This window comes from Lysinibacillus sp. FSL K6-4013 (assembly GCF_038630435.1).
Classification (GTDB): domain Bacteria; phylum Bacillota; class Bacilli; order Bacillales_A; family Planococcaceae; genus Lysinibacillus; species Lysinibacillus boronitolerans.
In genome coordinates this window covers 3,439,951-3,466,216 of record NZ_CP152031.1, presented here as the reverse complement: position 1 = coordinate 3,466,216, position 26,266 = coordinate 3,439,951, and the positions used below count along the sequence as shown (strand labels likewise).

Here is a 26,266-nt window from a genome sequence, read left to right as displayed (position 1 = left end):
TGAGGGATAGAACAAAAGAATAGATGGATAAACGACCAAAAGCAGTGGAAAGCTCTTTCATCCAATAAAAAAGCCCCACGAATATCGTGAGGCCAAGAAATTAATCCCGTCTTTCATTCCGAATAATATGTAGCGATTTGGCTAACATTTGAGCATTCTTTTCTTCTATTTCTGCTTTACGAGGAATCGGCTCATATAAAGGAATCGGGTCCTCCCAAGTTGGAATAAAAGGAACAGGAGCTTCTGGTTGCCAGCGATCAAGCCATGCTTGAGGGAGTGGCCCCATTGGTAACGCTTGGTCTGTCATTTCCAACCATAACATGGACCAAGCACGAGGCACCACTCGCCAAATATCGTAGCCACCACCTCCAACTGCAATCCATCGACCTTCACAATACTCATGTGCTAATTGATGAGCAAGCTTAGGAATTTCACGATAAATATTCATTGTTCCATGTAAATGTGTTAATGGATCAAAATAATGGGCATCTGCCCCATTTTGCGTTAATACAACATCTGGCTTGAAAAATTCAAAAATCTCTCGCATTGACTTTTCATAGATCTCTAGGAAACTTTCATCCTCAGTAAATGCATCCATTGGAAAATTAAAGGAGGTTCCATAGCCTTGACCATTGCCACGCTCGGTAATATTTCCGGTTCCAGGGAATAGATAACGACCAGTTTCATGAATGGACAGTGTACAAACAGTAGGATCCTCATAAAAGCTCCATTGGACACCGTCCCCATGATGAGCATCTGTATCTACATAAAGTACACGAGCGTTGTACTTTTCCTGCAAGTAACGAATAGCCACTGTGCTATCATTGTAAATACAAAAACCTGATGCACGACCACGGAAACCATGATGGAGTCCTCCACCAAGGTTAAGGGCATGTTCGGCTTTTCCTTCCATTACATAATCAACAGCCGTTAAAGTTCCACCAACTAGCTGTGCACTTGCTTCATGCATATTTTCAAAAATGGGAGTATCTTCAGTGCCAATTCCATAGCTTTGACATTGAGCTTCTGATAATTCACCATGCCCTGCTTTTTTTACGATATCTATATATTTTGAATCATGTGCAAGCAATAGCTCTTCTTCCGTTGCAACACGTGCCGGTACAATATCTACATCATCGAGAGCATTAATATTTTTTAGTAGATCCATAGTTAGCGTCAAGCGTTTATGATTGAAAGGATGTGTATCTGAAAATTTATATCCGAGTTGTTCTGGCGAGTATACGAATACGGCCTTTTTCATTATAGCGAAACACCCGGTAAATTTGGCCATAGGACATCAAAGCCCTCTTTGCGTAGATCTTCAATCATTGCTAAAGGATTTAGTGTTTTTACTCGGACGCTTAAAATTTTGTTTTGTGTATTTTCAGAGTCAGGATAAACTAAGACGCTTTGAACATTGGCATGATGTTGATGAAATATTTTTGTGATTTCAAATAAAACTCCCGGTGTATCGGATACCCGAATCTCGATTTTTGACCCAGGCTCTGTAGCACCAGTCAGCTCTATATATGTATAGAGTAAATCGGTTGTCGTAACAATGCCTACCAATTTTCCTCCAGAGACGATAGGTAAACAGCCTATTTTCGATTCGTAAAACGTAAGTGCTACCTCTTCAACAAAATCTAGTGGATGACCTATCAGGGGGTCTTTCACCATGATATCCTCTACTTTTGCATTAAAAATAGGAGAGTTTGGTTCATCCTGCAAAGATGAGGGCAAGACCTCTTTAATATCTCGTTCAGTAATTACACCTAAAACGTGGCGTTCTTCATCTACAACTGGTAAATGACGAACTTTCTTTTCACGCATTAACTTTAGTGCCTCCTGCACTGTATTGGTAGGAGCTAATGTATAAGGCTCATCATTCATAATTTCTTCTACAATCATATATGCATCCCCTTTGTATTAGTTTTAATACATGAAACGATTTCTAAAACGAAGTCTATCAAATCTTTCCATTGTCTCAGGAGGCACCCGTTTTCCTTCGCGTGCCATCAGGCAATTGGCTGGATGTGATGTAATTTCAGGATCATCTGTTGCAAAATATTCGAAACCAGCGGAGCTCATCATTTTCTCCATCATTTTGCGGTAATCCCAAACATTTAAACCTGTGCCTTTTAAATCCCAATGCCAATAATACTCGGTAGTAATCACAAGATAATCTTCCATTTCATCCCCCATAAATGAAACGGCTAGTAGTGCCTTACCAGCACCGGTACCACGGTAGTCTGGAATGACTTCAATGGCACCTAATTCAATCATGTCATCGATACGATCTTCTGCCCATCGTTCAAGTGGATCAGGGTAGAGATAGGTAACATAGCCTACAATAATATCTTCGTTTCGAATAATAATAATTCGGCCTTCGGGTAGTCCTGCAATTTCTATAATGGCCTGCTGTTGCTGTTTTGGAGGTCTGAAGGCAACCAAGCCTTCATGGAATGAATATGTAGCTAATTTTTCTGGAGGCACAGGTCCTTCCACATACACAGTACCATGCTTTGTTTCCTTTGTGACAGAAAAAAAAGTTTTTTTATGTTCCATAATTACACCACCTGAGTTTAATAATTCCATTATAGCTGATTTCTTGCGTAAAAACGCTTATTTTTGCAAAATATACCTGTATTTTTGGAAAAATAAAAATATTGAGACAATCTATCCAAATTCGTGTAAAATAAGATTATATTGCTTCTGTTATTTAACAGCTAAAAGTAGTGCTATAAGGGATTCGAACATTAATACTACGGCTAACTGTTATATAACAAATGCTACATATCAATTTTGCTTTTGAAGAATTCTCTGAATTTCAACAGGGGGGATTGTTGAAATTTAGTCAAAAACAAAAGCAAAGAAAGGGGTATTTTCATGGGGATGAAAATGAAAGAGAAGTTAATGGCTTTACCTGGTCAACATCATTTAACAAATTATGAAGAAGTGGCAAAATCTCATAATTGGGCAGATACGGAAAAGGCATTTAGTTGGAGCGAAACAGGTTTAGTGAATATGGCATATGAGGCTATTGATCGCCATACAGAAACACATCGCAAAAATAAGGTGGCACTGTATTTTAATGATGGTAAACGGAAAGAGGCATATTCATTTAATGAAATGAAAAGGTTAACAAACAAAGCAGCGAACGTTTTTAAAACCACTACTAATCTGCAGAAAGGTGATCGTTTATTTATTTTTATGCCTCGTTCACCTGAGCTTTACTTTTCATTATTAGGTGCGTTGAAAATGGGGGTAATTGTTGGACCATTGTTTGAAGCTTTTATGGAAGGCGCGGTGTATGATCGACTTGCAGATAGTGAGGCGAAAGTATTAGTCACGACACCAGCATTACTGGAACGTGTACCTTTAGCAAAATTGCCTAAACTGGAGCATATCTTTTTAGTAGGGGAGGATGTTGAGGAAACAGCTCAAATCCTTGACTTTAGTAAACATTTAAAAGAAGCTTCAGCTCATTTTGAAATAGAGTGGGTAGACAGAGAAGATGGGATGATTCTTCACTATACCTCTGGTTCAACAGGTGCTCCAAAGGGCGTATTGCATGTCCATAATGCAATGATTCAGCAATATCAATCGACACAATGGGTACTTGATTTACGTGAAGATGATATTTATTGGTGTACTGCTGATCCTGGATGGGTTACAGGAACAGCCTATGGCATCTTTGGTCCGTGGTTAAACGGTGTAACAATGTTAATCGTCGGAGGAAGATTTTCACCACAAGCATGGTATCAGGCTATTGAAGATTATAGTGTGACAGTTTGGTATAGTGCACCAACAGCGTTCCGTATGCTGATGGGGGCAGGGAGTGGCTTGCTTGAAAGCTATGATCTAACATCTTTACGCCATGTGCTATCTGTTGGTGAGCCTTTGAATCCAGAAGTTATTCGCTGGGGAGTAGAGGAATTAGGGCATCGTATACATGATACATGGTGGATGACAGAGACAGGAGCCCATATGATTTGTAATTATCCATCAATGGATATTATGCCAGGTTCAATGGGGAAACCTCTTCCTGGTATTCATGCGACGATTGTAGATGATGCAGGTAATGAGGTGCCACCTTTTACAATGGGGAATCTAGCTATTCGTCGTGGCTGGCCTGCCATGATGCGCCAAATTTGGGGCAATCCAGAGCGCTATGAATCTTATTTCCTCAAAGGAGAATGGTATGTATCTGGAGATTCAGCCTATATGGATGATGAAGGTTACTTCTGGTTCCAAGGGCGTGTGGATGATGTCATCATGACGGCGGGAGAACGCGTAGGACCATTCGAAGTGGAAAGTAAACTACTTGAGCACCCAGATGTCATTGAAGCAGGTGTTATTGGGAAACCAGATCCAGTGCGTGGGGAAATCATTAAAGCGTTTGTATCCTTACGTGAGGGGGTTGAACCCTCTGATGCATTAATTGAAGATATACGTGATTTTGTGAAAAAAGGTTTATCTGCACATGCAGCACCACGTGAAATTGAATTTAAAGATAAATTGCCAAAAACACGTAGTGGTAAAATTATGCGTCGCGTATTGAAAGCTTGGGAATTAAATTTACCAACTGGTGATTTATCAACCATGGAAGATTAAATAACTATCTAAGACAACAATTGATATTTATACAACATGTGCATAAAAAGAAGGCAGGGATTCATTCGATGAACGAAAGGATTCTTGCCTTCTTTTTTCTGAAATTACAATGATATAGAAGTGGTGTAAGGTCGAATAATATCTATTTAAAAAAATAGTTAATTTAATAAAAATTCAGTTGACTTAATAAATATGCAGACGTATACTATTTTTAACTTATTTCAGAGGTGAGTGCAGTGAAAGTAGGTATTGTTGGAGCAACTGGATATGGTGGACTAGAGCTTATTCGTTTTTTACATAATCATCCAGCTGTAGAGCAGATTGATTTATTTACTTCTTCAGAAGAGGGTGTTCAATTTTCTTCCAAATTTGGTCATCTTGTTAAGATAGCTGATACACCGTTACAAAAGATAGCGTATGACACTTTAGCAAAATTTGATGTTGTTTTTACAAGTACACCATCTGGGGTGACAAGTGAGCTATTACCGCCTTTGGTTGGGAAAGGACCAAAGTTAATCGATTTATCTGGTGATTTTCGCTTAAAAGATCTCGCAAGCTATGAAACCTGGTATGGCAAAAAGGCTGCACCGTTCCATAGTGTTCAACAAAGTGTGTATGGTTTAACAGAATGGAATACAGAGCTTATACGTCAAGCAACACTCGTTGCCAACCCGGGTTGCTACCCAACCGCAGTTTTATTATCCTTACTGCCACTTGTAAAAGAGCGTTTAATTGATCCTAGTTTTCTAGTTATTGATGCAAAGAGTGGCATTTCAGGAGCTGGCAATAAGCCCTCACAAACTACCCATTTTAGTGAGACAAATGAGAATTTCTCGATCTATAAAGTAAATACACATCAACATATTCCCGAAATTGAACAGGCACTTTCCATGTTTGCTCAAGCAGATACAGCAATTACTTTTAATACGCATCTGGTTCCAATGACCAGGGGAATTTTGGCGACATCCTATGCACCGGTAATGCAGGGAATTACAGAGGCGCAATTGATCTCTTGCTTACAGGCAACCTATGAAAATCATCCATTTGTTCGAATCGTTACGGATGCATCTAGTTTAGGGACAAATCGTGTCAAGGGATCAAATTATTGTGACATTCTAGTAAAAGTAGATTCTCGTACAAATCGCGCCACAATTGTTAGCGTAATTGATAATCTTGTCAAAGGAGCAGCAGGGCAAGCTATCCAAAATATGAATGTGCAATTTGACTTACCACAAACGACAGGGCTAGATGTCGTACCGTTCTTTATTTAACAGCATGCAGGAAACTGTATGCTTCTCTTATTTATTAATCTAAGGAGGAATTTCGGATGACAGTTACCACTTCAACGAATGTAATGAAAAAACTATCAAGTAAAAATATTGTTTCACCAAAAGGCTTTAAGGCAGCAGGATTACACTGTGGTTTAAAGCATAAGAAAAAGGATTTAGCTATTTTAGTAAGTGAAGTCCCAGCAAGTGTTGCAGGTGTTTTTACAACAAATGCTGTGCAAGCAGCGCCATTAAAAGTCACGAAGGAAGTTGTTTATGCAACTAAGAAAATGCAAGCGATGATCGTCAATTCAGGCAATGCGAATGCTTGTACAGGTAAACAAGGTGTAAAAGACGCCCAAACAATGCAAGCGCTAGCTGCTGAAAAATTAGGGATTGCGCCAGATTTGGTGGGTGTTTGCTCGACAGGTGTTATTGGAGAAATGATGAAATTAGAGCCAGTAGCAAACGGTATTCTACAGTTAGAGCCAAAGGACAATTTAGAAAGTGCTATTGACTTTGCGCAGGCTATTTTGACAACAGATACTGTCATGAAAAACACAAGCTATAGTACAACTGTGGATGGCAAGGAAGTTATTATTGCAGGTGTAGCAAAAGGCTCAGGTATGATTGAACCTAATATGGCAACAATGCTAGGCTTTATTACAACAGATGCCAACATTGAATCTGATGTATTGCAGGCAGCTTTATCGACGATTACTAATTTAACATTTAACGCAATTACAGTTGATGGGGATACATCTACTAATGACACAGTGGTAGTATTGGCTAATGGCTTGGCAGGGAATGATTCTTTAACACCAGAGCATCCAGATTGGCAAAATTTCTATTACACTTTACAAACAGTAGCGGAAGATTTAGCAAAAATGATTGCCAAAGATGGTGAAGGGGCAACGAAGCTTATCGAAGTGGAGGTTGTTGGTGCAATTTCAGACGAGGAGGCACGTAAAATTGCAAAAACAGTCGTTGGTTCACCACTTGTAAAGACTGCTGTTTTCGGCTGTGATGCTAACTGGGGGCGTATTATTGCAGCAGTAGGGTATAGTGGCGCAACAGTGGATCCAGATAAAATTACCATCCAAATCGGTGGTGCTACTATGGTAGAAAACGGTGAGCCAATTCCTTTTTCTGAGGATGAGTTAATTCAAATTTTAAAAATGCATGAGGTAAAAATCTATGTGTCTCTTGGCGTGGGTGATGGTAAGGGGCATGCTTGGGGATGTGACTTAACATATGACTATGTCCAAATCAATGCATCATACCGCTCGTAAACGTATGGTCATAAAGCTTGGGGGCAGTACACTGGAAGGTTTAAATGAGGCTTTCTTTGATAATTTTAAAAGATTACAAGAGAGTGGAGTAGAGCTGATTATTACCCATGGGGGTGGGCCAGCCATAAATCGAGAACTAGCTGCTCAAGGCATACAATCGCATACATTAAATGGAATACGTGTCACGAATGAGGCTGCTATTAAGGTTGTCCAGTCGACCCTAATAGGCCAAGTGAACACTGCATTAGTTCATGAGTTAACAACAGCCGGTATAGCAGCCATCGGATTAAATGGCTTTGATGGTCAGTTGATGGTCGTAGATTTTTTAGATCAAGAGACTTATGGCTATGTTGGAGCTATTAAAAATATCAATACTTCCTTATTGGAAGCTTTAATGGGTGTAGGGATTGTACCTGTTATTGCCTGCGTAGGTGCGACCGAAGCAGGTCAGGCTCTTAATATTAATGGCGATACGGTAGCAAGTGAAGTTGCTTTAGCGGTCGGAGCAGATAGCCTATTACTTGTTACGGATGTGAGTGGAATCCGTATTCAGGATGAATATCAAGCAATAGCTACACCTACTCTTATAGATCAATGGACAGAGCAGGGTCATATTTACGGTGGAATGATTCCGAAAGTACAAGGAGCGATCGACTGTTTAAGAGCTGGGATTCCTTCCGTACAAATCGTGGGCGCAACATTAATTGGTACAACGATTGTAGCTTCAAGTGAACTTCATTCTTTCTAGTGTTCTAATAGGATAGCTTGAGAAGTATAGTTGTTGAAAGAAACTATTTTAAATGATAGTGGAGATGATAACATGAGTGTTTTATTCGAGAACTACGGCAAGCGTCGTGCACAAATTGTCAAAGGTCAAGGGACAATTGTTGAGGATTCAACAGGGAAGCAATACTTGGATTTTACTAGTGGCATTGCTGTGGTGAGTCTTGGTCACGCCCATCCAGCTATTGTACAGGCACTTCAAGAGCAAAGCGAAAAGCTATGGCATATTTCAAATCTTTTTGAAATACCAGGTCAGGAAAAGGTGGCAGAAAAATTAATTGCTAATACACACTTTTCACATGCCTTTTTTTGTAATAGCGGGGCTGAGGCTAATGAAGCGGCCATTAAATTAGCTCGTAAGCATACAGGCAAACATCATATTATTACATTTGAAAAATCATTCCATGGTCGTACCTTTGGAGCAATGTCTGCAACAGGTCAAGGCAAAGTACATAATGGCTTTGGACCACTCGTAGAAAAATTTTCGATTTTGCCCTTTAATGATGCTGCTACACTTGAAGCAACCGTTGATGATTCTGTGGCAGCTATAATGTTAGAAATGATTCAGGGAGAGGGTGGCGTTAATAGTGTATCGGCAGAATTTGCAGCAGCTATTGCAAAAGTCTGTGAGGAGCAAGGTATACTACTAATTGTTGATGAAGTGCAAACGGGCATTGGGCGAACAGGAACACGCTATGCATTTGAACAAACGGTATTAAAGCCACATATCATAACTTTGGCAAAAGGCTTAGGTGGTGGTTTCCCTGTTGGTGCAATGCTCGGAACTGCTGAGCTTCATGCTACATTTAGTCCAGGAACACACGGTACAACATTTGGTGGAAACCCTCTTGCGATGAATGTGGCACAAGCTGTTTTGAATCATGTGTTTGAGCCGGATTTTTTACAGCATGTACGAGAAATATCTGCCTATTTTGTGGCACAACTAAGGTCTCATTTACCTTCTAGCTATACTGTTCAAGGTCAGGGTCTCTTGTTAGGGATTGGCTGTGGGGACACGGAAATAGCGCCTTATATCGCGGCAGCGGAAGAAAGTGGTCTTTTATTAGTAGGGGCAGGGCCAACAGTTATTCGTCTCTTGCCTCCATTAACGGTCACAAAGGAAGAGATTGATAAAGCAGTAACTATTTTAAAGAACATATTACCGTGATACACTTAAGCAATGAAAGTGAGGCACCAGCGGCAAAAATCCCTTTGAAATTAGGAATGAACAAAGAATCTGCTAGTATCTAGCAGATTCTTTGCGCTATAAATGCTACTGTAGCTGTTTTACTAATGTTGTCACTAATTTTGGTAGCCAATCTTCAAGCTGACTAAACGTAAATCCTGCCTTCTCGGCCTTTGCATTGGACATATACCAATCAGCAGGCACCCCATAAGGAGACTGTGATTCCTCATCACCACCAATGAGGGAAATTTTTGCGCGCTGACCACTCGCTTCTTCGATTAGAGCAATTAGATCTTTGAGAGACATTGCCCCTGATGCGGTAGCATTGTATGGTCCCTCAATAGGAGTAACACCCGCAAAGTATAAAAATTCAGCTGCTTCTTCATCTGTAATATAACTCATCTTTGCATCAATGTTCGGTAAAGTAATCGGCTGATTCTGTAAAATATGTTCAACGTGGAAATGTAAACGTCGAGTATAATCATCTTCACCCATCACAATTGGGAAACGTACAGCTACGACTGGGAATGAAGCTTCTTTGAATAATACTGCCTCCGCTTGTCGTTTTCCTTCTCCATAAGAAAATTGCTCTTGATGTCCCATGCGAATTTGATACTGGTATGGATCAAATTCTTCTTCCTTTTTCATTTTACCATCTACCTCATAGGTTGAAAGAGTAGAAGTAAAGACCAGCTTTTTCGTTTTCCCTTTTAATATCTCGCAAATCGCTTGTGCCTCGTTGGGCGCATAGCAAATATTATCATAGACAATGTCCCATGTTGTATTGGCTAGTGCCTGTTCTAAAGCATCACGATCATTACGATTTACTACTAATTGCTTAACATGTGTACCAAAGGGATTGCCACTTTGACCACGTGTTAAAATCGTTACATTATGTCCATTTTGAATACAAAGATCAACTAGCTTTTTTCCAAAAAAACGCGTGCCTCCTAAAATCAATATGTTCATATATTTTCACCCCTTCAAAATAGTAGTCCTCTTAATAATGACAAAAAAACAGACTAACTACAATTCATAAGTAAAATGCAGTAAGTCTGTTTAATTGATTATCTACTACAAATGCTTGCTAAGGCATAATGGATTAGCGCCTTGACGTTTCAGTTGGAGTAGTGGTATTACCATTGTCTCCTCCGTTTGTGCCATCTCCAGGGTTATCAGATCCATCACCATTGCTTCCGGATCCATTTCCATTATTGGAGCCATTGCCGTTGCTACCAGAACCATCACCGTTATTGGAGCCATTGCCGTTATTACCAGACCCGTTCCCGTTATTGGAGCCATTGCCGTTACTACCCGAACCATTGCCATTGCCATTAGTAGGTGGCGTTGTAGGTGGTATTGGTTCTTGGTCGTTTTCCTCTGGATCAGGTTCGTTTTCACTACCGCCAGTAGACACAACATTGGAGTGTGGTGATGTTAAACCTGTAATATCTACAGCGACCACTACATAAGCTTGTCCACTAGCAACCGTAATGCTTTGTGTTGACTCTAGTACGGACGTTACAAGTGTATTACCGCCATTCGTAACGTTGTAGATACGATAACCAACAACATCATTCGATGACTCTGACCATGATAATGTAGAGCCATTTACTGAAGCTGAGACAGCTGCTGGAGGGCTACCATCTGCTGGGAAATCAACAGCTGATACAGATGAATTCGACAATGTAGAATTCTTTGGTAACAGACTAGCAGGGTTCCCGCCAAGTCTACCTAACATTCGTTTAATAAAGTCTTGATTAATGCCTGCGCCACCTGCTTTTACAAACTCGGCTGGTGTATTTGGCAACGCATTATAAGTTTTTCCTTTAATCGTCACAACACTTGAAGAGGCTAAGCTATCATCAGGTTGTGAGGGTAAAAATACTTTCGCATTAAATAAATCTGAGCGTACAAGACCTGCGCTAGCACAAGCTGCAGAAGGGGCCATGCCGGAAATGCCACAGAATGACGCAGTCACAACATTTTTAGGCGCCTTAAAACTTGTTGGTGGGTCAATTAGCTGAGGGTCCGCATCGTAAACGGCATTCATTAAAGTACCCCATAGCTTATTCACCCGAACGCTTGGCTGTAAATAGGTGTTGTTAAATGCATAAAGTGTACGAGGTTGATCGTAACCCATCCAAACACCAAGAGATACATTAGGGTTATAACCAACTAACCAAACATCTTTATATTCTTGAGAAGTCCCTGTTTTTGCAGCAAAATCAGAAGAGAACTTTAATGTATTTCGTGCCATTGTCCCTGTTCCTTTAGTGAGAACATCACGTAACATATCTGTCACGATATAAGATGTTTCTGGGCTAAATACTTGAACAGGTTCTACTTCATGTTGGTAAACAATATTTCCTTCTTGGTCTTCAATTCGATCAATCATATAAGCGTCAATGAATAGGCCACCATTTGCAAAGGTAGCAAAGGCATTTGTATTTTCTTCAACAGTAGTTCCTTCTCTTAAAGCGCCGATCCCAGTTGCTAGGTTAGTAAAATCATCGGGATGTAATTTTGAGAATCCCATTTTTACTAACAAATCTGCAGGGCGTCTACTAATAATATCATTATATAAACGTAGTGCTGAAATGTTTTGAGAATCTGCTAAAGCTTCACGTGCTGGGATAAGACCTCGCTCATCACTCGTAATATAGTTACTTGGACTCCAAGAACCGACTGAGAATTTCACGTCAACTAATGGGCTACCCGCACCGATTACGCCATACTCAATGGCAGGTCCATAAACAAGTAATGGTTTCATTGTAGAACCGTTAGAACGATAAGCTTGTGTTGCATGGTTTACTTGAGTGGTTTTAAAGTCTCGACCACCAACAAAGCTTAAAATGCGACCTGTCGTATTTTCTATTAAAATACTACCTACTTGTACTGGCATCTCAATATCAATTTCTTCACCAGTAACAGGGTCTTTCCCTTTACCAGTATACGTATGACCATAATACTGGAAGTCTTTTGCTGCTTTTTGCATTGCATCATACATATCTTTATTAATGGTTGAATAAATACGATAGCCTTTTGAACGAACATCACGATCTGCTAAAATCGTATATTTATCCTTTAATTTCTTTTCTGACTTTAAGCGCTCTGGGTCAATCCCATCATCTTTTGCTAGTTTTTCAGCAATAATATCTTTTGCACGAGCTTCAAGCTCATAAGTCAACCAAGGATAACGATCCTCCGCGCGCATTTCTGGTCCACGGAAATCAGCAGCAATATCATAGTTTAACGCTTCATTATACTGTGCATCATCAATATAACCAGCTTCTTTCATACGATAAAGTACTGTTTTCATACGATCAATACCTGGTTTCAAAGCTTCTTCACTTTTCAGTTCACCTGTATTTGTAAATGGTGTATAAGCAAATGGTGCCTGTGGAATACCAGCTATGTACGCAGCTTGAGGAAGAGACAATTCTTTTGCTTTTACGCCAAAAATTCCTTCCGCAGCTGTTTCAACACCTGCAATATTTCGTCCTGAAGAGTTACGACCATAGGGAATGATATTTAAATAAGCCTCTAATATTTCTTCCTTCGTCATAAAATGTTCTAAACGCATCGCCAGTAAAATTTCCTTAGCTTTACGCTCGTATGATACTTCATTAGTTAGTACTTGGTTTTTAATAAGCTGCTGGGTAAGTGTAGAACCACCTGTCTGCGTTGCAGAGTTAGTGACATCTTGTAATAACCCACGAACAACCGCTTTAGGAACAATTCCGTTATGCTCTCGAAAATATTCATCTTCTGTTGCCAGAACAGCATTCACGACCTCTGGTGCAACATTGCTAAGCGAAGTTTCACGTCGATCTAAATCTGTCCTTAATTTCCCAATATAAATATCGTTGGCAAAATAAATCTCACTGGTTTCTTCATAGCTAAAAATTTGATCCCTTAACTCTTGTTTTGAGCGTAATGGTTCTTCTTTGACAAGAGAAGCAAAATAACCAGCTCCAACTGAACCGACAAATACAGTGCCAACCAATGCAAAGACTAAAAATAGTAAAAATAAGTTCCAGGTAACACTACCTGAAATACGTAATTTCTTCATCCATTTTTGTTCAAGTAATTCATCGATCTTTGCATTGATTTTTTCAATCCAATCTTTCAATGTATCGACCTCCTAAAATCTTGTCTATTATAGCACATATTGTTTTAGCACGAACATAGTTATTGACTTTGAAAAAGAATCGTATAAAATTATGTTTATAGTTTTCTGGTGATGAAGAGTTTGCAGTAGTGTCTATATTCCCTGTTTAGAGAGCCAGTGGTTGGTGAAAACTGGTCATAATGTAGAGACGAATTACGTACTTGGAGCTTAGACGTGCGCGCCTGCGATAAAGGCGGCTGAATGAAGTGGAAGGTGGATGACATCTTCAAGCTGGGTGGTACCGCGTTAGTTTGCAACTTAACGTCCCTGCATGCAATTGTTTGCGTGTAGGGACTTTTTTTATTTAAACATGTCCATGCACGTAACGAATTTAACCATTTTAGGAGGAATGAACATGACAAACGAATTATTACAAGATTTAGAATGGCGTGGTTTGCTATACCAACAAACAGATGCGGAAGGCATGGCAAAATTATTAAATGAACAATCCGTATCTTTATACTGTGGGGTAGATCCAACAGCTGACTCCATGCATATTGGACATATTGTTCCATTGTTAACACTTCGTCGATTCCAAAAAGCAGGCCACCGTCCAATTTTACTTGTTGGTGGTGCAACAGGGATGATCGGTGACCCGTCTGGCCGTTCAGAAGAGCGCCAATTACAGACAGTAGAGCAAATCGATAAAAACGTTCAAGGAATCCGTAGTCAATTAGAACGTATTTTCGAATTTGCAGAAGATGGCAATGGTGCTCAGCTTGTGAACAATCGTGACTGGATTGGTAATATAAACACAATTGAATTTTTACGTGATTATGGGAAATTAATTAACGTAAACTACATGTTAGCAAAAGATACGATTGCTTCTCGTCTTGATACAGGAATCTCATTTACAGAGTTTGCCTATACGTTAATTCAAGGTATTGATTACAATCATTTATACAATCACTACAATTGCCGTATTCAAGTAGGTGGCTCTGACCAATGGGGTAATATTACAACAGGGTTAGAGGTTATTCGTAAAACACACGAGGAAGAAACGAAAGCCTTTGGAATTACGATTCCATTAGTAACCAAGGCAGATGGCACAAAGTTTGGTAAAACAGCAGGTGGTGCTGTTTGGCTAGATAGTAAGAAAACATCTCCATATGAGTTCTACCAATTCTGGATCAATGCAGCTGATGCAGATGTCATAAAATACTTAAAAATCTTCACGTTCCTATCTCGTGAAGAAATTGAAGCTTTAGCCGTATCTGTAGAGGAGGAGCCACATTTACGTAAGGCACAAAAGGCACTAGCTGAAGAAATGACTCGTTTAATACATGGTCAAGAGGCATTAGAGCAAGCCATCCGTATTACAGCTGCATTATTCTCAGGAGATCTAAAAGCACTTTCAGCTGAAGAAATGAAGGATGCTTTTAAAGATGTTCCTTCTATTGAAATGGCTAAAGATGATAAAAACATTGTGGACCTACTTGTGGAGGCAGGCATTTCCTCTTCCAAACGTCAAGCACGTGAAGATGTATCAAATGGTGCGATTAGTGTAAACGGTGAAAAGGTAACGGATTTAGAATATGTAGTCGATGCGAAGGATCGTTTAGATGATGCATTTAGCATTGTCCGTCGAGGTAAGAAAAAATATCATATGGTGAAATTTATATAATTTCTATTTGCAAAACCACATCCCATAAAAAGTTGGATGTGGTTTTTTAATCATAAGAAACTTGGAGGTTTTATTTGTTCATATTCTTTAGGATGCAGTATTTTTGCAAGCTTTATAGCACCTTCAATAAGTCGTGGAGAAGGGCGACAATACAGCCATTCTTCCATTACATGGAGCTGTTCCGATTGAATGGCATGTAACTCTTTGGCATATGGACGTTTTAATAAATTAGCAGGTTGGATACGCTCAAATGCTACACCAACCCAAGCCATCATGATATAGTCAGGCTGGCGTTTAACAACATCTGTCCAATCTGTTTGAACACTAGCAAGCTCAACATCTTGAAATAGATTAGTGCCACCAGCAAGAGCGCTAATTTCTGTTAGCCAATTTATTTTCCCAGGAGTGAAAATAGGGTTAGGCCACCATTCCCAATAGAGGGTAGGTTTCTTCGGAATTGTTTGTGCAATGGAATACATTTTTCCGATGGAATGCATGTACTCTTCAGCAATTGTCTTTGCTTGTTCCTCTACTTGACAAGCTTGCCCAAGTGTCAGAAGATCTTGCGCAATTTCTTCTAATGAGTTTGCATTAAAAATAATATGAGGAATATTTCTTTCTTTTAGTGCCTCAATGTTTTTTTCCATACCTGGTACACTCAAAGAAGCCAGAACAAGATCAGGCTGTAATGCCTCTAACGCATCCATGTTAATTGATAAATCTGGCCCAAGCTGTGGCAGATCTTTAACTGTTGATGGCCAATCGGAATAATCATCGACTCCAACGAGCTGGTCTGTCAGCCCTAAATAGGCAACTAATTCTGTATTACTAGGACAAATTGAAATTAAGCGCATATCGTATTCTCCCATCCTTTTTAAGAAAAGTATAGCGAGAGTTTCCATGATAGACAATGTGTGTATTTCGAGCCCATAAAAAAGTGGAGAAAACATTTGTTTTCTCCACCCTATGTCATAGACTTATAGGAAACCGTCGATTAAGAAAGGGCAACTGCCTCGAGTGACTCTTCTTTTTTCACAATAGGTCCCATTGCATTTGTGATGATTTGTTTGATATCCTCTAGTGTTGCTTTACGAGGGTTCGTCTCAGCACACACATCTAACAATGCATTTTTTGCTAAGATCTCAATATCCTCATCTTTTGCCCCTAATTCACGGAAGCCACTAGGAATATTTAAATCTTGTGATAATTTCTCAATAGCTGTAATAGCCTTTTCAGCGGCATCGCGCTTACTTAAACCTTCTACGTTTTCTCCTAATAATTCAGCGATACGAGCAAAGCGCTCTGTACGTGCTGTAACATTAAATCGACAAACATGTGGCAATAAAATAGCATTACACACGCCATGCGGTAGGTTATAGAAACCACCCAATTGATGAGCAATTGCATGAACATAGCCAAGTGATGCATTATTAAAGGCCATTCCCGCTAAAAATTGTGCATATACCATTTGTTCACGAGCTTCTATATCAGCTCCATTTGCATAGGCACGTGGTAAAAATTCAGGAATCAGTTGAAGTACTTTTTCAGCACATGCATCTGTAATTGGTGTAGCATTCGTAGAAACGAATGATTCGATGGCATGTGTTAATGCGTCAACGCCAGTAGCTGCTGTAAGAGCAGGAGGTAAACCAATCATTAGTTCTGGATCATTAATAGAAAGTAACGGAGTCACATGTTTATCCACAATGGCCATTTTTACTTTACGAGCTGTATCCGTAATAATGGTGAAACGAGTCATTTCACTTGCAGTGCCTGCCGTTGTATTAATTGCAATTAATGGCACAAGTGGATTTTGTGATTTATCAACGCCTTCATAATCATGAATGCGTCCACCATTCGAAGCAATAAGTCCGATACCTTTTGCTGCATCGTGTGCGCTACCTCCTCCAAGAGAAACAATAGAATCGCAGTTTTCAGCATGATACACTGCAATACCATCTTCAATGTTTTGATCTGTTGGATTTGGTTCTGCTTTAGGGAAAATTGCTACATCAATTCCAGCAGCTGTAATGATGTTTGCAATTTGTTCTGAGAGACCTAATTTGTGTAGGCCCTCATCTGTTACGATTAATGTCTTTTTCACTTCTAAATCATTTAAGCGCTTACCAACTTCTTGAATTGCTCCAGGTCCAAATAAGTTTGTTTTCGGCATAACAAATTGCTTTAGAACGTCTGACATATTTCCAACCCCTTTTAAAAAATTATTATTGCTTGAATGATGGTGAACCACCTTTCGCAATTCATCGTATTCTATTTTTTGTAAAAGTTCAACTCGTATTTTTATTAAAAATGTTAATTTTCTTCATGTTATTATTTTACAAAAAAGTTAAAGCGATGAAAGGGGTATGGAATGTTGTTTTGTAGTAGAATATTGAATTTAAAAAGGTTTTAAAAATATTTTATTATGAAAGTAAAATATATTTTTTGGAAAACAGTTCTATTTTGATGATCTAATGAATAGTAAATAACTGATATTTTGTTTTTATTATAAAGGTAGTGATTATGTTATTTTGAAACTATGTAATTGCTATTTTAAAGTACATAAAGTTGTCACAATAGTAAGAGAGAAAAATTATTGTTGGTTATAATTGGGGCAATGCGTCTGCGCTAAAAAAGTAGTGCATTATTTTGGAGAAATTAGTGGAAATAAATAAAAATTCTTGCATTCGATAATCTAATTAAAAGGTGATTTTATTGACAAAAAGCAAGAAAACGTACACACATAAAGATGATTTACCAGTATTAGGGGTAGGGCCGTATATTCAGATGTCTTCTTCAAGTGATACAAATCAAGATGCCAAGCTGTGATTAATGTTGTTATGGTTAAGTGATTATGTGTTGGATGTAGCAAACAATGAGTTAGCTTCTTTGGGCATTACAGAAAGTAAATTAGACTTCTTATTATTGCTGACTCTACATGAAGTTAAACGAGCGACTCCATCCGCTGCTATATTCGTTTCTGCATTAATGATTCAAAGCAAAAAACGTAGGTTTGAATTGTTCAGAGGAGTTAGAATCATTTAGATTAAATGGTAAAAAATGGTTCTAAGTCAAATGTTGGGGTGGTGTAATCTTTTAACACATTAACCCAGATGAACTCCGATTTCTTTATACTTTAAATTTAATAAGATTTTTGCTCGAAAGTGATCGAAACGCTGAAAGCCATATGCATTCCGTTTCATCACTTTTGTTTTATTATTAATGCCTTCCAAGAAGCCATTGGAATAACCAAAACTAAAGCTATTTAAGATTTCTACTTGCCAGTTCTTCAATGTTTGAATGGCTTTTAAGAAAGCTGGTAATTTTGTCTCTTCTACCTTACGGTAAAAAGCTAGTAATCGCTTCTTCACTTCTACAACATCATTTTTTGTCTTTGCCCAATCAAACCATTCACAATAGGCTTCCTTTAATTCATGAGCTACTTTTAATGTTTCAGACATTTCTGTATAACGCTGTAAGTACCACTGTTGTTTCGGTGATAATTTAGATGCACGTTTATACAATACATGACGCATACGTTTACACTTTGTACGATTGTATTTGTCCCATTCTTTTTGTACTTGTCGGCGCACTTCATCCATTGCCCAATAGATATAACGGCTAAAATGAAACCGGTCTGCCACAATAACAGGTCGACCTAGCGCTTGACGAACAGCTGCTTTAAAACTTGGATTCATATCCATGACCACTATCTCAACATCTGCTCCATACTGACTTAGGTAATTTTTTATGGTTTCTTTTTTACGATTCGGTAAAATATCAATCGGTTCGCGCGTCTCCGCATTCGCAATGATTAACTGATACGTACCTGCATCTGTATCGCCTTTATACTCATCAATCGCAATTGCTTTTGGTAAACGTACACCCTCTACTAATTGTTTTTTCGCTACCTTTTTAAAACGGCGAATAACCGTCGTGGTTGATGTACCTAGCACTTCTGCAGCTTCTTTAAATGTTTTAGCTTTAATAGCACGTATACTCACTACTTGATTCCATTCCTTTGAGTAACGTTGATATTTATCTACGAAGGGGGATTTTTCAGAGAAACGCTTTCCACAATCACAAACATAACGACGACGTTTATAGAAAAGAATAGTTAAACGTTCAAACCATTTTAAATGATTGATCTTTTGTATACGGTAATCGTGAACCTTCGATGTTTTTTTTTCACAAACTGGACATGGATGCGTGCACTTAGGCAATTGCACATACAATGCGATTCGATCGCCTACTTCTTCTACTTTCGTAATCTCTACATCTTTTAATCCTGGGATATTCATGTTAAAATTCATTTGCACAGTTCACCTTTCTATTACTTGTTTCTCGACAATTCAAGTATATATAAATCAGTGAATCTGTGCTTTTTTTATGCGTGTAATTGTGTAAATACCCCAAAAAATATTATAGAACCTAAAAAATAAAAAATCCCTGAAACCTTGATATACAAGGGATTTCAGGGATTTTGTTGGCATCATTTGCAGAGCAAATTGATTAACGAGAGTAGAACTCTACGATGAATGCTTCGTTGATTTCAGCTGATAATTCAGAACGCTCTGGAAGGCGAGTGAATGTACCTTCTTTTTTGTCAGCATCGAATGTTAAGTAGTCAGGTACGAAGTTGTTTACTTCGATTGCTTCTACTACTACAGCAAGGTTTTGAGATTTTTCACGAAGAGAAATCGTTTGACCTGGTTTTACGCTGTATGATGGGATATCAACGCGTTTGCCATCTACTAAGATGTGACCGTGGTTAACTAATTGACGAGCTCCACGACGAGTACGAGCTAAACCTAAACGGTAAACTAAGTTGTCAAGGCGAGTTTCAAGAAGGATCATGAAGTTTTCACCGTGAACACCTTTCATTTTACCAGCGCGGTTAAATAGAGTACGGAATTGACGTTCGTTCATACCATACATATGACGAAGTTTTTGTTTTTCTTGAAGTTGTAAACCGTATTCTGATAATTTTTTACGTTGGTTTGGACCGTGTTGTCCTGGTGCGTAAGGACGTTTTTCGATTTCTTTACCTGTACCGCTTAGTGAGATACCAAGACGACGTGATAATTTCCAAGATGGACCTGTATAACGAGACATATTGTTGTCTCCTCCTTTAAATTTGGTTTTTTTGTTGTAAAACAAAAACCAGTAGTACCCGTTCTTACACGCATTTTATTTTCATGTACTTTCGCCTATGCAGCCGTTAGGTTACACAATACACCATCTAATTTTCATTACTGATCATCTAAGTAGTTGTATATCAGAAAATAGAGGAATAAAATACAATCATAAGCTTATACCACTGCTGCGTTTATTTTACACAACCTCCATTGTAACTGCTTAGGACAAGGACGTCAATTATTAGCTAGTAAAAAAATATAAAAGAACATAGTAGGAAATTCCTCACTACCTATTTTAAATAATATGGGAATAGTTAATGATACGCTGTGTTATGTAAATTGTAAAACTAAGGGATAATTACATAGTCAAAATGACACAAATTATGTATAATATATTATAAGTTAATAGTAATTGATTTGGACGTTATATAGAAAAGGTGATTTCATGACAGACCATTTACAAACGCTAAAATATATAAAATCTGATGTTTTGAGCTTTTGGGTGAGTTCTTATGAAGAACAAACTAGTTTTAATGGGTATTTTTGTTCATTGAAACAGTTTCTAAAGAAGCGCTTGAAAATTGATAATGCTGCTTTTCTTAGTTTTGAAGGTAATTCCTTAATCCCAATAGAAGAGATGGCTTCATTAACAATTGAAACAAAGCTAAATGCTGTGTCATGGCTGATGATCGAAGCTAGTTTTTATCAACAAAAAGTAGTGAAAATTCCTTATATATTGAAAGCAAGACAGGCCTATTCAATGATGACAGATATGGTGCTTTTCCAAGCAGAGGGCAAAAATCCCATTGGTGTATTACTTGTGGAGGCAACAGAGTCTTGGACAGACTTTATGACCTCGGAGTATGGTGAAGAGTGTATAGAAATACTTTCAAAGGTTCTTCAAATGATTAAAGACAATTTAGATGTCAAAATAAATGAAGACCAATATAGAAAACTATATAACATGACTGATTTATTTCATTCAACAATGGATATTGATTTAATTTTAGAAAATGTATTAAAAAATATACGGGATAATTTTCCTGAGTTTAATGTGGAGCTTATTTTATCGAATGATCAAGATCGACACACGACCATCGATATTAAGCTTTTTGATTATTTATCAGAAAGACCTGCTACAATTGAAGCCTTTGTATCAGGAGAGTTAACCACAGAGCTAGTGAGCGATTTAAATTGTCGGTTGTTAAATGTACCGATTAAGGGCAGGCAAGCTATTTATGGCATCTTGCAAGTAAGTGCTCCCACCACTTATCTTTTTTCAACAACCGAAAAAGATTTTGTACGGATGCTTGCACAAGCTTCAGGAAATGCTCTTGAAAATGCAAAATTATATCATCAATCGCATCGCCTCGTAAGTGATTTACAACTCATCAATGAAACTTCGCATCGTTTAAATATGCGAATTGACATTCATGAAATGTTACTTTTCCTACAAAAGCAGTTACTGAAATCCTTTCAGCCAATGGAAGTTTGTTTCGCATTTAAAAAACATGATACATTTGAAATAACAGGTGCAAGTACCTCCCTGTTCCATTCAGAAAATGGTCAAAGTTATATAAAACATGTTGAACAGCACTTTGCTCAAACGAATGATCCACTATTTGTTGCCGATTTCAGCCGTCTAACTCCTAATCAAATTGAGTATCGCTCGATTATGGCGATTCCTATACTTATGGAGGAAAAGATTAATGGTTTCAGTATTGTTTTACATAAAGAGCCATATTTCTTTTCATTCGATAGTTTCAAATTAATGCAATCTTTAATTCACCACTCATCATTAGCCATTGCAAACTCAATTTTACGAACACAGCTACAGGAAATGGTCGATTTGGATCATTTAACGAAACTGTATGCCCGCAGTTACCTCGATCAGTTTGTAGAAAAATCACTTGAATATGATCAATCGGGTATGTTTTTGTTAATTGATATTGATAATTTTAAACGTATTAATGATACGTATGGTCACCAAGTTGGAGATAAAATTCTTGTTCAGATTGCGGTTCAATTAAAAGAGACTATTGGAAGTCGTGGGATATGTGCAAGATGGGGTGGAGAAGAAATGTCTGTCTATGTGCCTAACATCGATGAAAAAGAAGCTTTAGAATTAGCATCAACCATTGTGGAAGTCATCCCAAGTGCCACAGATCCACAAGTAACCATTTCTGCGGGTCTTATAACATGGGATGAGCGAGATCGACCAGCATTCCAATCTGTGTTTTTACATGCAGATACAGCCTTGTATGAGGCGAAAAACAGCGGGAAAAATCGCTTTTGTACTCACAATGGATCGTTCCAAACGAATTCATAGGATTATAAAGCAAAACGTAAATGGTTGTTTAAATAAATCGCCCTGAAATGACAATATAAAACATTTCAGGGCAATTTTTAATATTGTATTATAAATGGTTAAGGAGTGTTTTAACAAATTCCTCTAGGCCATTACGATCTTCCTCTGAAAAGCGATTCACGATAGGACTATCGATATCTAACACACCAATAATTTCACCTTGCTTCATTAGCGGTATAACAATTTCAGACTGCGATGCAGCATCACAGGCAATATGCCCTGGAAAATCATGTACATCTTTTACAACAACTGTTTCTCTTGTTGCCACAGCTGTACCACAAACACCACGCCCAATAGGAATTCTAACACAGGCAGGAAGACCCTGGAATGGTCCTAACACAAGCTCATTATCCTGCAAGAGATAAAAACCAACCCAGTTAATGTTCGTTAAAAATTGATTTAACAGAGCAGAGGCATTACTTAAATTGGCGATTTGATTGGTTTCGCCAGTTAATAGTGCATCTAATTGTTTTGATAATGTCAGATACTGGTCAGCAATTGATCCTTCGTAATTAATTTGTGTAAACATACTAAGCACCTCGTTTAAAAGTTATTTAAATTGGTAATATAACATTATAGTGTTGATGTAAATCTTCTGCGCAATGTGCATCTGAACCAAATACATATGGTAGTTTAATAGTTTGACTATAATTGATAAGGGCAAATGGTGGATAAGGCTCCTGACAATATTGTTTACTTAAACCTGCACTATTTAAATCTAATTCATAGCCCGCGAATTTCATGCTGTCTAATACTTCTTTGATACGTGGGGTGTCATTGATTTTTTCGTTGTGCGCTAGTTGGAATTTATGAATAAGTGATGGATGTCCAATCCGTTTTGGTTTGTATGGTCCAAGATCTGCTCTAATCGATTGTAGGACAGTATCATAATATAAATCATATACCAGTTCAACAGAGCCAACTTTTTTTGAAAAATCAATAAAGCATTCAGAAGAAAAGTCGATACATACAAAGGTATCTTGCCATTTTAAAAAATGGACTGATAAAATAGCGTCATCTAAAAGATGTCCATAGGTATCAAGGAATTGACGAGTTTCTTGTTCGTAGCCTTGGATGTAGTCAACTTCTAGTCCGATGCGGATACGAATATCTTGTGCATACTGTTGTTGTAGATGTTGCAATTCTTCAATGTAAGACATGAGATCATCAGGATTCATGCCACTATCTTGTTGCGGGGTTGGATCGACAAAACTTTTGGGCAATGGGGCGTGTTCTGTAAATGTTATATCTGTGAAATGTTGAGAAATTGCTTTTTCAATATATTGCTTGAATGAGTCCGTAGTGCCATGTGGACAAAAAGGACTATGTATATGCCCATCACGTTTCATAATTTACCACTCCTTTAGCTCTATAGATACGCTATTTAAATATTTCACAATAGCGAAAATACGGTTTTCTGAAAAACACTTAAATTTTAGTACAAAAGGCGAAAACATAGTATATAATAAATACAACTAGCCAATTCGTTTATTGTAGAATAGGAGGCTTACGATGGAGTATATCATCATTCCGATTATCCTACTATTAATTTTAGCCATAGTAGGATTTATGATGCGAAGAAAACATGTTGCAATTATTGCAAAACTAGAAAATGAAAAATTACAAATACAACATAATCCTATAAATGAAGAAATTTCAAAAGTAAAATCTTTAAACATGAACGGTGAAACGGAAGAAATGTTTGAACGATGGCGCAATACTTGGGATGAAGTCATCGACGTACATATGACTAAAATCGATTCTCTTCTATTTGATGCTGAGGATCAAATTAATCGACTTCGTTTTAAAAGGGCAACTTTAATAGAACGTGAAATTGAAGATTACATTGAGAAATGCGACCAAGATAAAAATAAAATTTTAGAAGAACTGAATGAATTAATTGGCAGCGAAGAAAAAAATCGAATTGAAATCGAACAATTAAAAGAATACTATCGCTCTGCAAGAAAGACATTGCTGGCTCATCAGCATTCATTCGGTGTAGCATTACCTGCATTAGAGAAGAAGCTAGAGACATTTGTTCAAAAATTTGAAGAGTTCGATGTCCTAACGAATGAAGGTAATTATTTGCAAGCGCGAGAAATTGTCATTAGCTTAAATCAAGAATCGCAGCAGACATTCGAATATATTAATGATGTTCCAACCATCTTAACGGAAATTCAAGTGAAGCTACCAGGTGCGGTTCAGGAATTGCGTAATGGTCAGCGTGAAATGGAAGACCAATCTTACTATTTACAGCATTTAGAATTGACAGATGCACTTAATAAATATGAAAAAGAATTTGAGGCATTAAAACTCGAACTTGCAGAGCTGAATTTAAAAGTTGTTAAACCGCGTGTGACAGAAATAAATGAAGAAATCGACCATTTTTATGATTTACTTGAAAAAGAGGTTATTGCTAAAAATTATGTAGATCAAAATTGTGATCGTTTATTAAGTTCTATTACCAATGTCATTTCTTCAACAAAATTAGTGAATGACGAGGCAACGTATGTACAGCAAAGTTATCATTTAAATGAAAAAGATGCCGAAATTCCAAAAGCCGCTTTAAAACAATTGGAAGCACTGCAACGTCGCTATGATCTATTAGCTATGCGAGTTAGGGAAGAAAAATCAGCTTATTCTAGCTTACAGGAAGAGTTAATCGAAATTAGTGAAGAGCTTGAACGAATTCACGAAGAACAAGGTCATCTATCGAATACAATGAAGAAACTTCGAATAGATGAAAATAAGGCACGCGCTCAAGTCGAAAACTTAAAGAAAATATTACAGGATACTGATCGTTTATTGAACAAGGCAAATATTCCAGGAATTCCTGAGGAGATGGATGCACGGCTTGATGAGGCAGCAGAGCACATCTATGTTGTCATGCAAAGCTTGCAAGAAGTACCACTTAATATGGGTACTGTTCATAATAATCTAAATGCAGCAACACTCTGTGTAGAGGATGTTAAAGTAAAGGCACATGAGTTAATAGAAAATGTGATGCTCATTGAGCGTATTATTCAGTACGGTAATCGCCATCGCGCATCGAACCCAAAATTGAACGGACGTTTAAGAGAAGCAGAAGAGGCTTTCCATCAATTCCGTTATGCAAAGGCTTTAGAAGAAGCCGGTACAGCAGTGGAAGAAATGGAGCCAGGTGCCTTAAAGCGTATTCAAGAAATGGTTGCCGAAGAATTCATAGCAAAATAATTCAAATAACATTTTGAGCTGTCTAAAAAGTATAGCGATTACTTTTTAGACAGCTTTCTATTTATGCTTAGATTAGGATGTGATTCAGTATGAAATTGTCAATCAAAGAAATGAATGAACATTTCGCGAGTGAAATTTTACAATGGCAATATGTAGCACCTTACGATTTTTACAATAATGAATTATCGGGTGAAAATGTACAAGAAATGCTTGATAATCCTTACTTTGCGATCTTTAATAATCATAGTGAATTAATTGGCTATTATTGTACAGGTAAAGCAGCCCAAGTGCCAAAAGGGCAAGGTTTTGGGGCGTATGAAGAGTACTGTATAGATATTGGAATTGGGTTGAAGCCAAATCTAACGGGTCAAGGATTAGGAACGGCATTTTTTTCGTTTATTGTTCAAACAGTTCAAGAAGAATATCAGCTGCCATTACGTTTAACAGTTGCACTATTTAATAAGAGAGCAATCCATCTTTATGAAAAATTTGGTTTTCTTAAAGCAATTGAATTTAGTACACCAACAGAGTTTGTCACGATGGTGAAAAAAATGTAGGATATCAATTAAAATTTAAATAATTGTTAAAGTTAGTGGTCAATCGCCA

20 protein-coding genes and 1 other annotated feature are annotated in these 26,266 nt (G+C 37.9%); of the genes, 9 read left to right on the top strand and 11 right to left on the bottom strand.

Going from position 1 to position 26,266, the window contains the following annotated elements; translation table 11 throughout:
• Positions 1-100: 100 nt before the first annotated feature.
• Genes MHB39_RS17090 through MHB39_RS17080 form a run of 3 tightly spaced genes read right to left on the bottom strand, consistent with a single transcriptional unit; the run spans position 101 to position 2,565 of the window.
• Positions 101-1,261: an acetoin utilization protein AcuC gene (locus MHB39_RS17090; RefSeq protein ID WP_342544668.1), complete on the bottom strand. Its 1,161-nt coding sequence runs from the start codon at positions 1,259-1,261 to the stop codon at positions 101-103.
• The gene (locus MHB39_RS17085; RefSeq protein ID WP_016994384.1) at positions 1,261-1,908 is read right to left on the bottom strand and encodes an acetoin utilization AcuB family protein; all 648 of its coding nucleotides are present in this window, start codon (positions 1,906-1,908) and stop codon (positions 1,261-1,263) included. The genes MHB39_RS17090 and MHB39_RS17085 overlap by 1 nt, the downstream gene beginning before the upstream one ends.
• Positions 1,909-1,932: 24 nt before the next feature.
• On the bottom strand, positions 1,933-2,565 hold the full coding sequence (locus MHB39_RS17080) for a GNAT family N-acetyltransferase (RefSeq protein ID WP_036078398.1): 633 nt from the start codon (positions 2,563-2,565) through the stop codon (positions 1,933-1,935).
• A gap of 327 nt (positions 2,566-2,892) precedes the next feature.
• On the opposite strand from MHB39_RS17080, the gene acsA reads away from it, so the two are divergent.
• The 5 genes from acsA (at position 2,893) to MHB39_RS17055 (ending at position 9,125) form a co-directional block, all read left to right on the top strand.
• On the top strand, positions 2,893-4,614 hold the full coding sequence (gene acsA, locus MHB39_RS17075) for an acetate--CoA ligase (protein WP_333005460.1): 1,722 nt from the start codon (positions 2,893-2,895) through the stop codon (positions 4,612-4,614).
• A 236-nt stretch (positions 4,615-4,850) separates the two neighbouring features.
• Positions 4,851-5,885 carry an N-acetyl-gamma-glutamyl-phosphate reductase gene (gene argC / locus MHB39_RS17070; protein ID WP_258859348.1) on the top strand — a complete coding sequence of 345 codons (1,035 nt, stop codon included), beginning with the start codon at positions 4,851-4,853 and terminating at the stop codon, positions 5,883-5,885.
• 56 nt (positions 5,886-5,941) lie between these two features.
• On the top strand, positions 5,942-7,174 hold the full coding sequence (argJ, locus tag MHB39_RS17065) for a bifunctional glutamate N-acetyltransferase/amino-acid acetyltransferase ArgJ (protein WP_036078393.1): 1,233 nt from the start codon (positions 5,942-5,944) through the stop codon (positions 7,172-7,174).
• Positions 7,137-7,922 (top strand): acetylglutamate kinase, encoded by a 786-nt coding sequence (argB, locus tag MHB39_RS17060; RefSeq protein ID WP_036078391.1) that lies wholly within the window; start codon positions 7,137-7,139, stop codon positions 7,920-7,922. The genes argJ and argB overlap by 38 nt, the downstream gene beginning before the upstream one ends.
• Positions 7,923-7,994: 72 nt before the next feature.
• Complete coding sequence (locus MHB39_RS17055; protein ID WP_342546935.1) at positions 7,995-9,125, top strand: acetylornithine transaminase; 1,131 nt, start codon at positions 7,995-7,997, stop codon at positions 9,123-9,125.
• Between the two features lie 105 nt (positions 9,126-9,230).
• Here MHB39_RS17055 and MHB39_RS17050 read toward each other — a convergent pair whose 3' ends face one another.
• Positions 9,231-10,112, bottom strand: a complete 882-nt coding sequence (locus tag MHB39_RS17050; protein ID WP_342544666.1) for an NAD-dependent epimerase/dehydratase family protein — start codon at positions 10,110-10,112, stop codon at positions 9,231-9,233.
• Between the two features lie 133 nt (positions 10,113-10,245).
• Positions 10,246-13,278 carry a transglycosylase domain-containing protein gene (locus tag MHB39_RS17045; protein ID WP_342544665.1) on the bottom strand — a complete coding sequence of 1,011 codons (3,033 nt, stop codon included), beginning with the start codon at positions 13,276-13,278 and terminating at the stop codon, positions 10,246-10,248.
• A gap of 102 nt (positions 13,279-13,380) precedes the next feature.
• Positions 13,381-13,589 (top strand) — a binding site (T-box leader).
• Between the two features lie 83 nt (positions 13,590-13,672).
• Between MHB39_RS17045 and tyrS the strand changes: the two genes are divergently transcribed.
• Entirely contained in the window at positions 13,673-14,941 is a 1,269-nt protein-coding gene (tyrS, locus tag MHB39_RS17040; RefSeq protein WP_342544664.1) for a tyrosine--tRNA ligase, read from the top strand.
• Between the two features lie 50 nt (positions 14,942-14,991).
• Here tyrS and MHB39_RS17035 read toward each other — a convergent pair whose 3' ends face one another.
• The 4 genes from MHB39_RS17035 to rpsD all read right to left on the bottom strand — a co-directional run bounded on the left by MHB39_RS17035 (position 14,992) and on the right by rpsD (position 20,056).
• Positions 14,992-15,795, bottom strand: coding sequence for a cobalamin-binding protein (locus tag MHB39_RS17035; protein WP_342544663.1), 804 nt, complete (start codon positions 15,793-15,795; stop codon positions 14,992-14,994).
• A gap of 140 nt (positions 15,796-15,935) precedes the next feature.
• The gene (locus tag MHB39_RS17030) at positions 15,936-17,141 is read right to left on the bottom strand and encodes an iron-containing alcohol dehydrogenase (RefSeq protein ID WP_036078383.1); all 1,206 of its coding nucleotides are present in this window, start codon (positions 17,139-17,141) and stop codon (positions 15,936-15,938) included.
• 904 nt (positions 17,142-18,045) lie between these two features.
• The gene (locus MHB39_RS17025; RefSeq protein WP_333007013.1) at positions 18,046-19,260 is read right to left on the bottom strand and encodes an ISL3 family transposase; all 1,215 of its coding nucleotides are present in this window, start codon (positions 19,258-19,260) and stop codon (positions 18,046-18,048) included.
• Between the two features lie 193 nt (positions 19,261-19,453).
• Complete coding sequence (gene rpsD, locus MHB39_RS17020; protein WP_016991579.1) at positions 19,454-20,056, bottom strand: 30S ribosomal protein S4; 603 nt, start codon at positions 20,054-20,056, stop codon at positions 19,454-19,456.
• A gap of 468 nt (positions 20,057-20,524) precedes the next feature.
• Between rpsD and MHB39_RS17015 the strand changes: the two genes are divergently transcribed.
• Positions 20,525-22,408 (top strand): GGDEF domain-containing protein, encoded by a 1,884-nt coding sequence (locus MHB39_RS17015; protein WP_342544662.1) that lies wholly within the window; start codon positions 20,525-20,527, stop codon positions 22,406-22,408.
• 88 nt (positions 22,409-22,496) lie between these two features.
• Here the strand turns inward: MHB39_RS17015 and MHB39_RS17010 are convergent, their stop codons facing one another.
• Positions 22,497-22,976, bottom strand: a complete 480-nt coding sequence (locus tag MHB39_RS17010) for a GAF domain-containing protein (RefSeq protein WP_048393529.1) — start codon at positions 22,974-22,976, stop codon at positions 22,497-22,499.
• Between the two features lie 25 nt (positions 22,977-23,001).
• Positions 23,002-23,796 carry a histidinol-phosphatase HisJ gene (gene hisJ / locus MHB39_RS17005; RefSeq protein ID WP_066037559.1) on the bottom strand — a complete coding sequence of 265 codons (795 nt, stop codon included), beginning with the start codon at positions 23,794-23,796 and terminating at the stop codon, positions 23,002-23,004.
• 163 nt (positions 23,797-23,959) lie between these two features.
• Between hisJ and ezrA the strand changes: the two genes are divergently transcribed.
• Positions 23,960-25,660, top strand: a complete 1,701-nt coding sequence (gene ezrA / locus MHB39_RS17000) for a septation ring formation regulator EzrA (protein ID WP_054549944.1) — start codon at positions 23,960-23,962, stop codon at positions 25,658-25,660.
• 89 nt (positions 25,661-25,749) lie between these two features.
• Positions 25,750-26,217, top strand: a complete 468-nt coding sequence (locus MHB39_RS16995; RefSeq protein ID WP_048393534.1) for a GNAT family N-acetyltransferase — start codon at positions 25,750-25,752, stop codon at positions 26,215-26,217.
• The last annotated feature ends 49 nt before the right edge of the window (positions 26,218-26,266 follow it).

Excerpts from the sequence above, each read along its gene's own strand:
- MHB39_RS17085 (WP_016994384.1), bottom strand. The coding sequence starts at position 1,908 with ATGATTGTAGAAGAAATTATGAATGATGAGCCTTATACATTAGCTCCT.
- MHB39_RS17015 (WP_342544662.1), top strand. The coding sequence starts at position 20,525 with ATGACAGACCATTTACAAACGCTAAAATATATAAAATCTGATGTTTTG.
- MHB39_RS17010 (WP_048393529.1), bottom strand. The coding sequence starts at position 22,976 with ATGTTTACACAAATTAATTACGAAGGATCAATTGCTGACCAGTATCTG.
- MHB39_RS17035 (WP_342544663.1), bottom strand. The coding sequence starts at position 15,795 with ATGCGCTTAATTTCAATTTGTCCTAGTAATACAGAATTAGTTGCCTAT.
- argJ (WP_036078393.1), top strand. The coding sequence starts at position 5,942 with ATGACAGTTACCACTTCAACGAATGTAATGAAAAAACTATCAAGTAAA.
- MHB39_RS17050 (WP_342544666.1), bottom strand. The coding sequence starts at position 10,112 with ATGAACATATTGATTTTAGGAGGCACGCGTTTTTTTGGAAAAAAGCTA.
- argB (WP_036078391.1), top strand. The coding sequence starts at position 7,137 with ATGACTATGTCCAAATCAATGCATCATACCGCTCGTAAACGTATGGTC.
- MHB39_RS17055 (WP_342546935.1), top strand. The coding sequence starts at position 7,995 with ATGAGTGTTTTATTCGAGAACTACGGCAAGCGTCGTGCACAAATTGTC.
- MHB39_RS17090 (WP_342544668.1), bottom strand. The coding sequence starts at position 1,261 with ATGAAAAAGGCCGTATTCGTATACTCGCCAGAACAACTCGGATATAAA.
- tyrS (WP_342544664.1), top strand. The coding sequence starts at position 13,673 with ATGACAAACGAATTATTACAAGATTTAGAATGGCGTGGTTTGCTATAC.
- rpsD (WP_016991579.1), bottom strand. The coding sequence starts at position 20,056 with ATGTCTCGTTATACAGGTCCATCTTGGAAATTATCACGTCGTCTTGGT.
- MHB39_RS16995 (WP_048393534.1), top strand. The coding sequence starts at position 25,750 with ATGAAATTGTCAATCAAAGAAATGAATGAACATTTCGCGAGTGAAATT.
- MHB39_RS17080 (WP_036078398.1), bottom strand. The coding sequence starts at position 2,565 with ATGGAACATAAAAAAACTTTTTTTTCTGTCACAAAGGAAACAAAGCAT.
- acsA (WP_333005460.1), top strand. The coding sequence starts at position 2,893 with ATGAAAATGAAAGAGAAGTTAATGGCTTTACCTGGTCAACATCATTTA.
- MHB39_RS17030 (WP_036078383.1), bottom strand. The coding sequence starts at position 17,141 with ATGTCAGACGTTCTAAAGCAATTTGTTATGCCGAAAACAAACTTATTT.
- ezrA (WP_054549944.1), top strand. The coding sequence starts at position 23,960 with ATGGAGTATATCATCATTCCGATTATCCTACTATTAATTTTAGCCATA.
- hisJ (WP_066037559.1), bottom strand. The coding sequence starts at position 23,796 with ATGAAACGTGATGGGCATATACATAGTCCTTTTTGTCCACATGGCACT.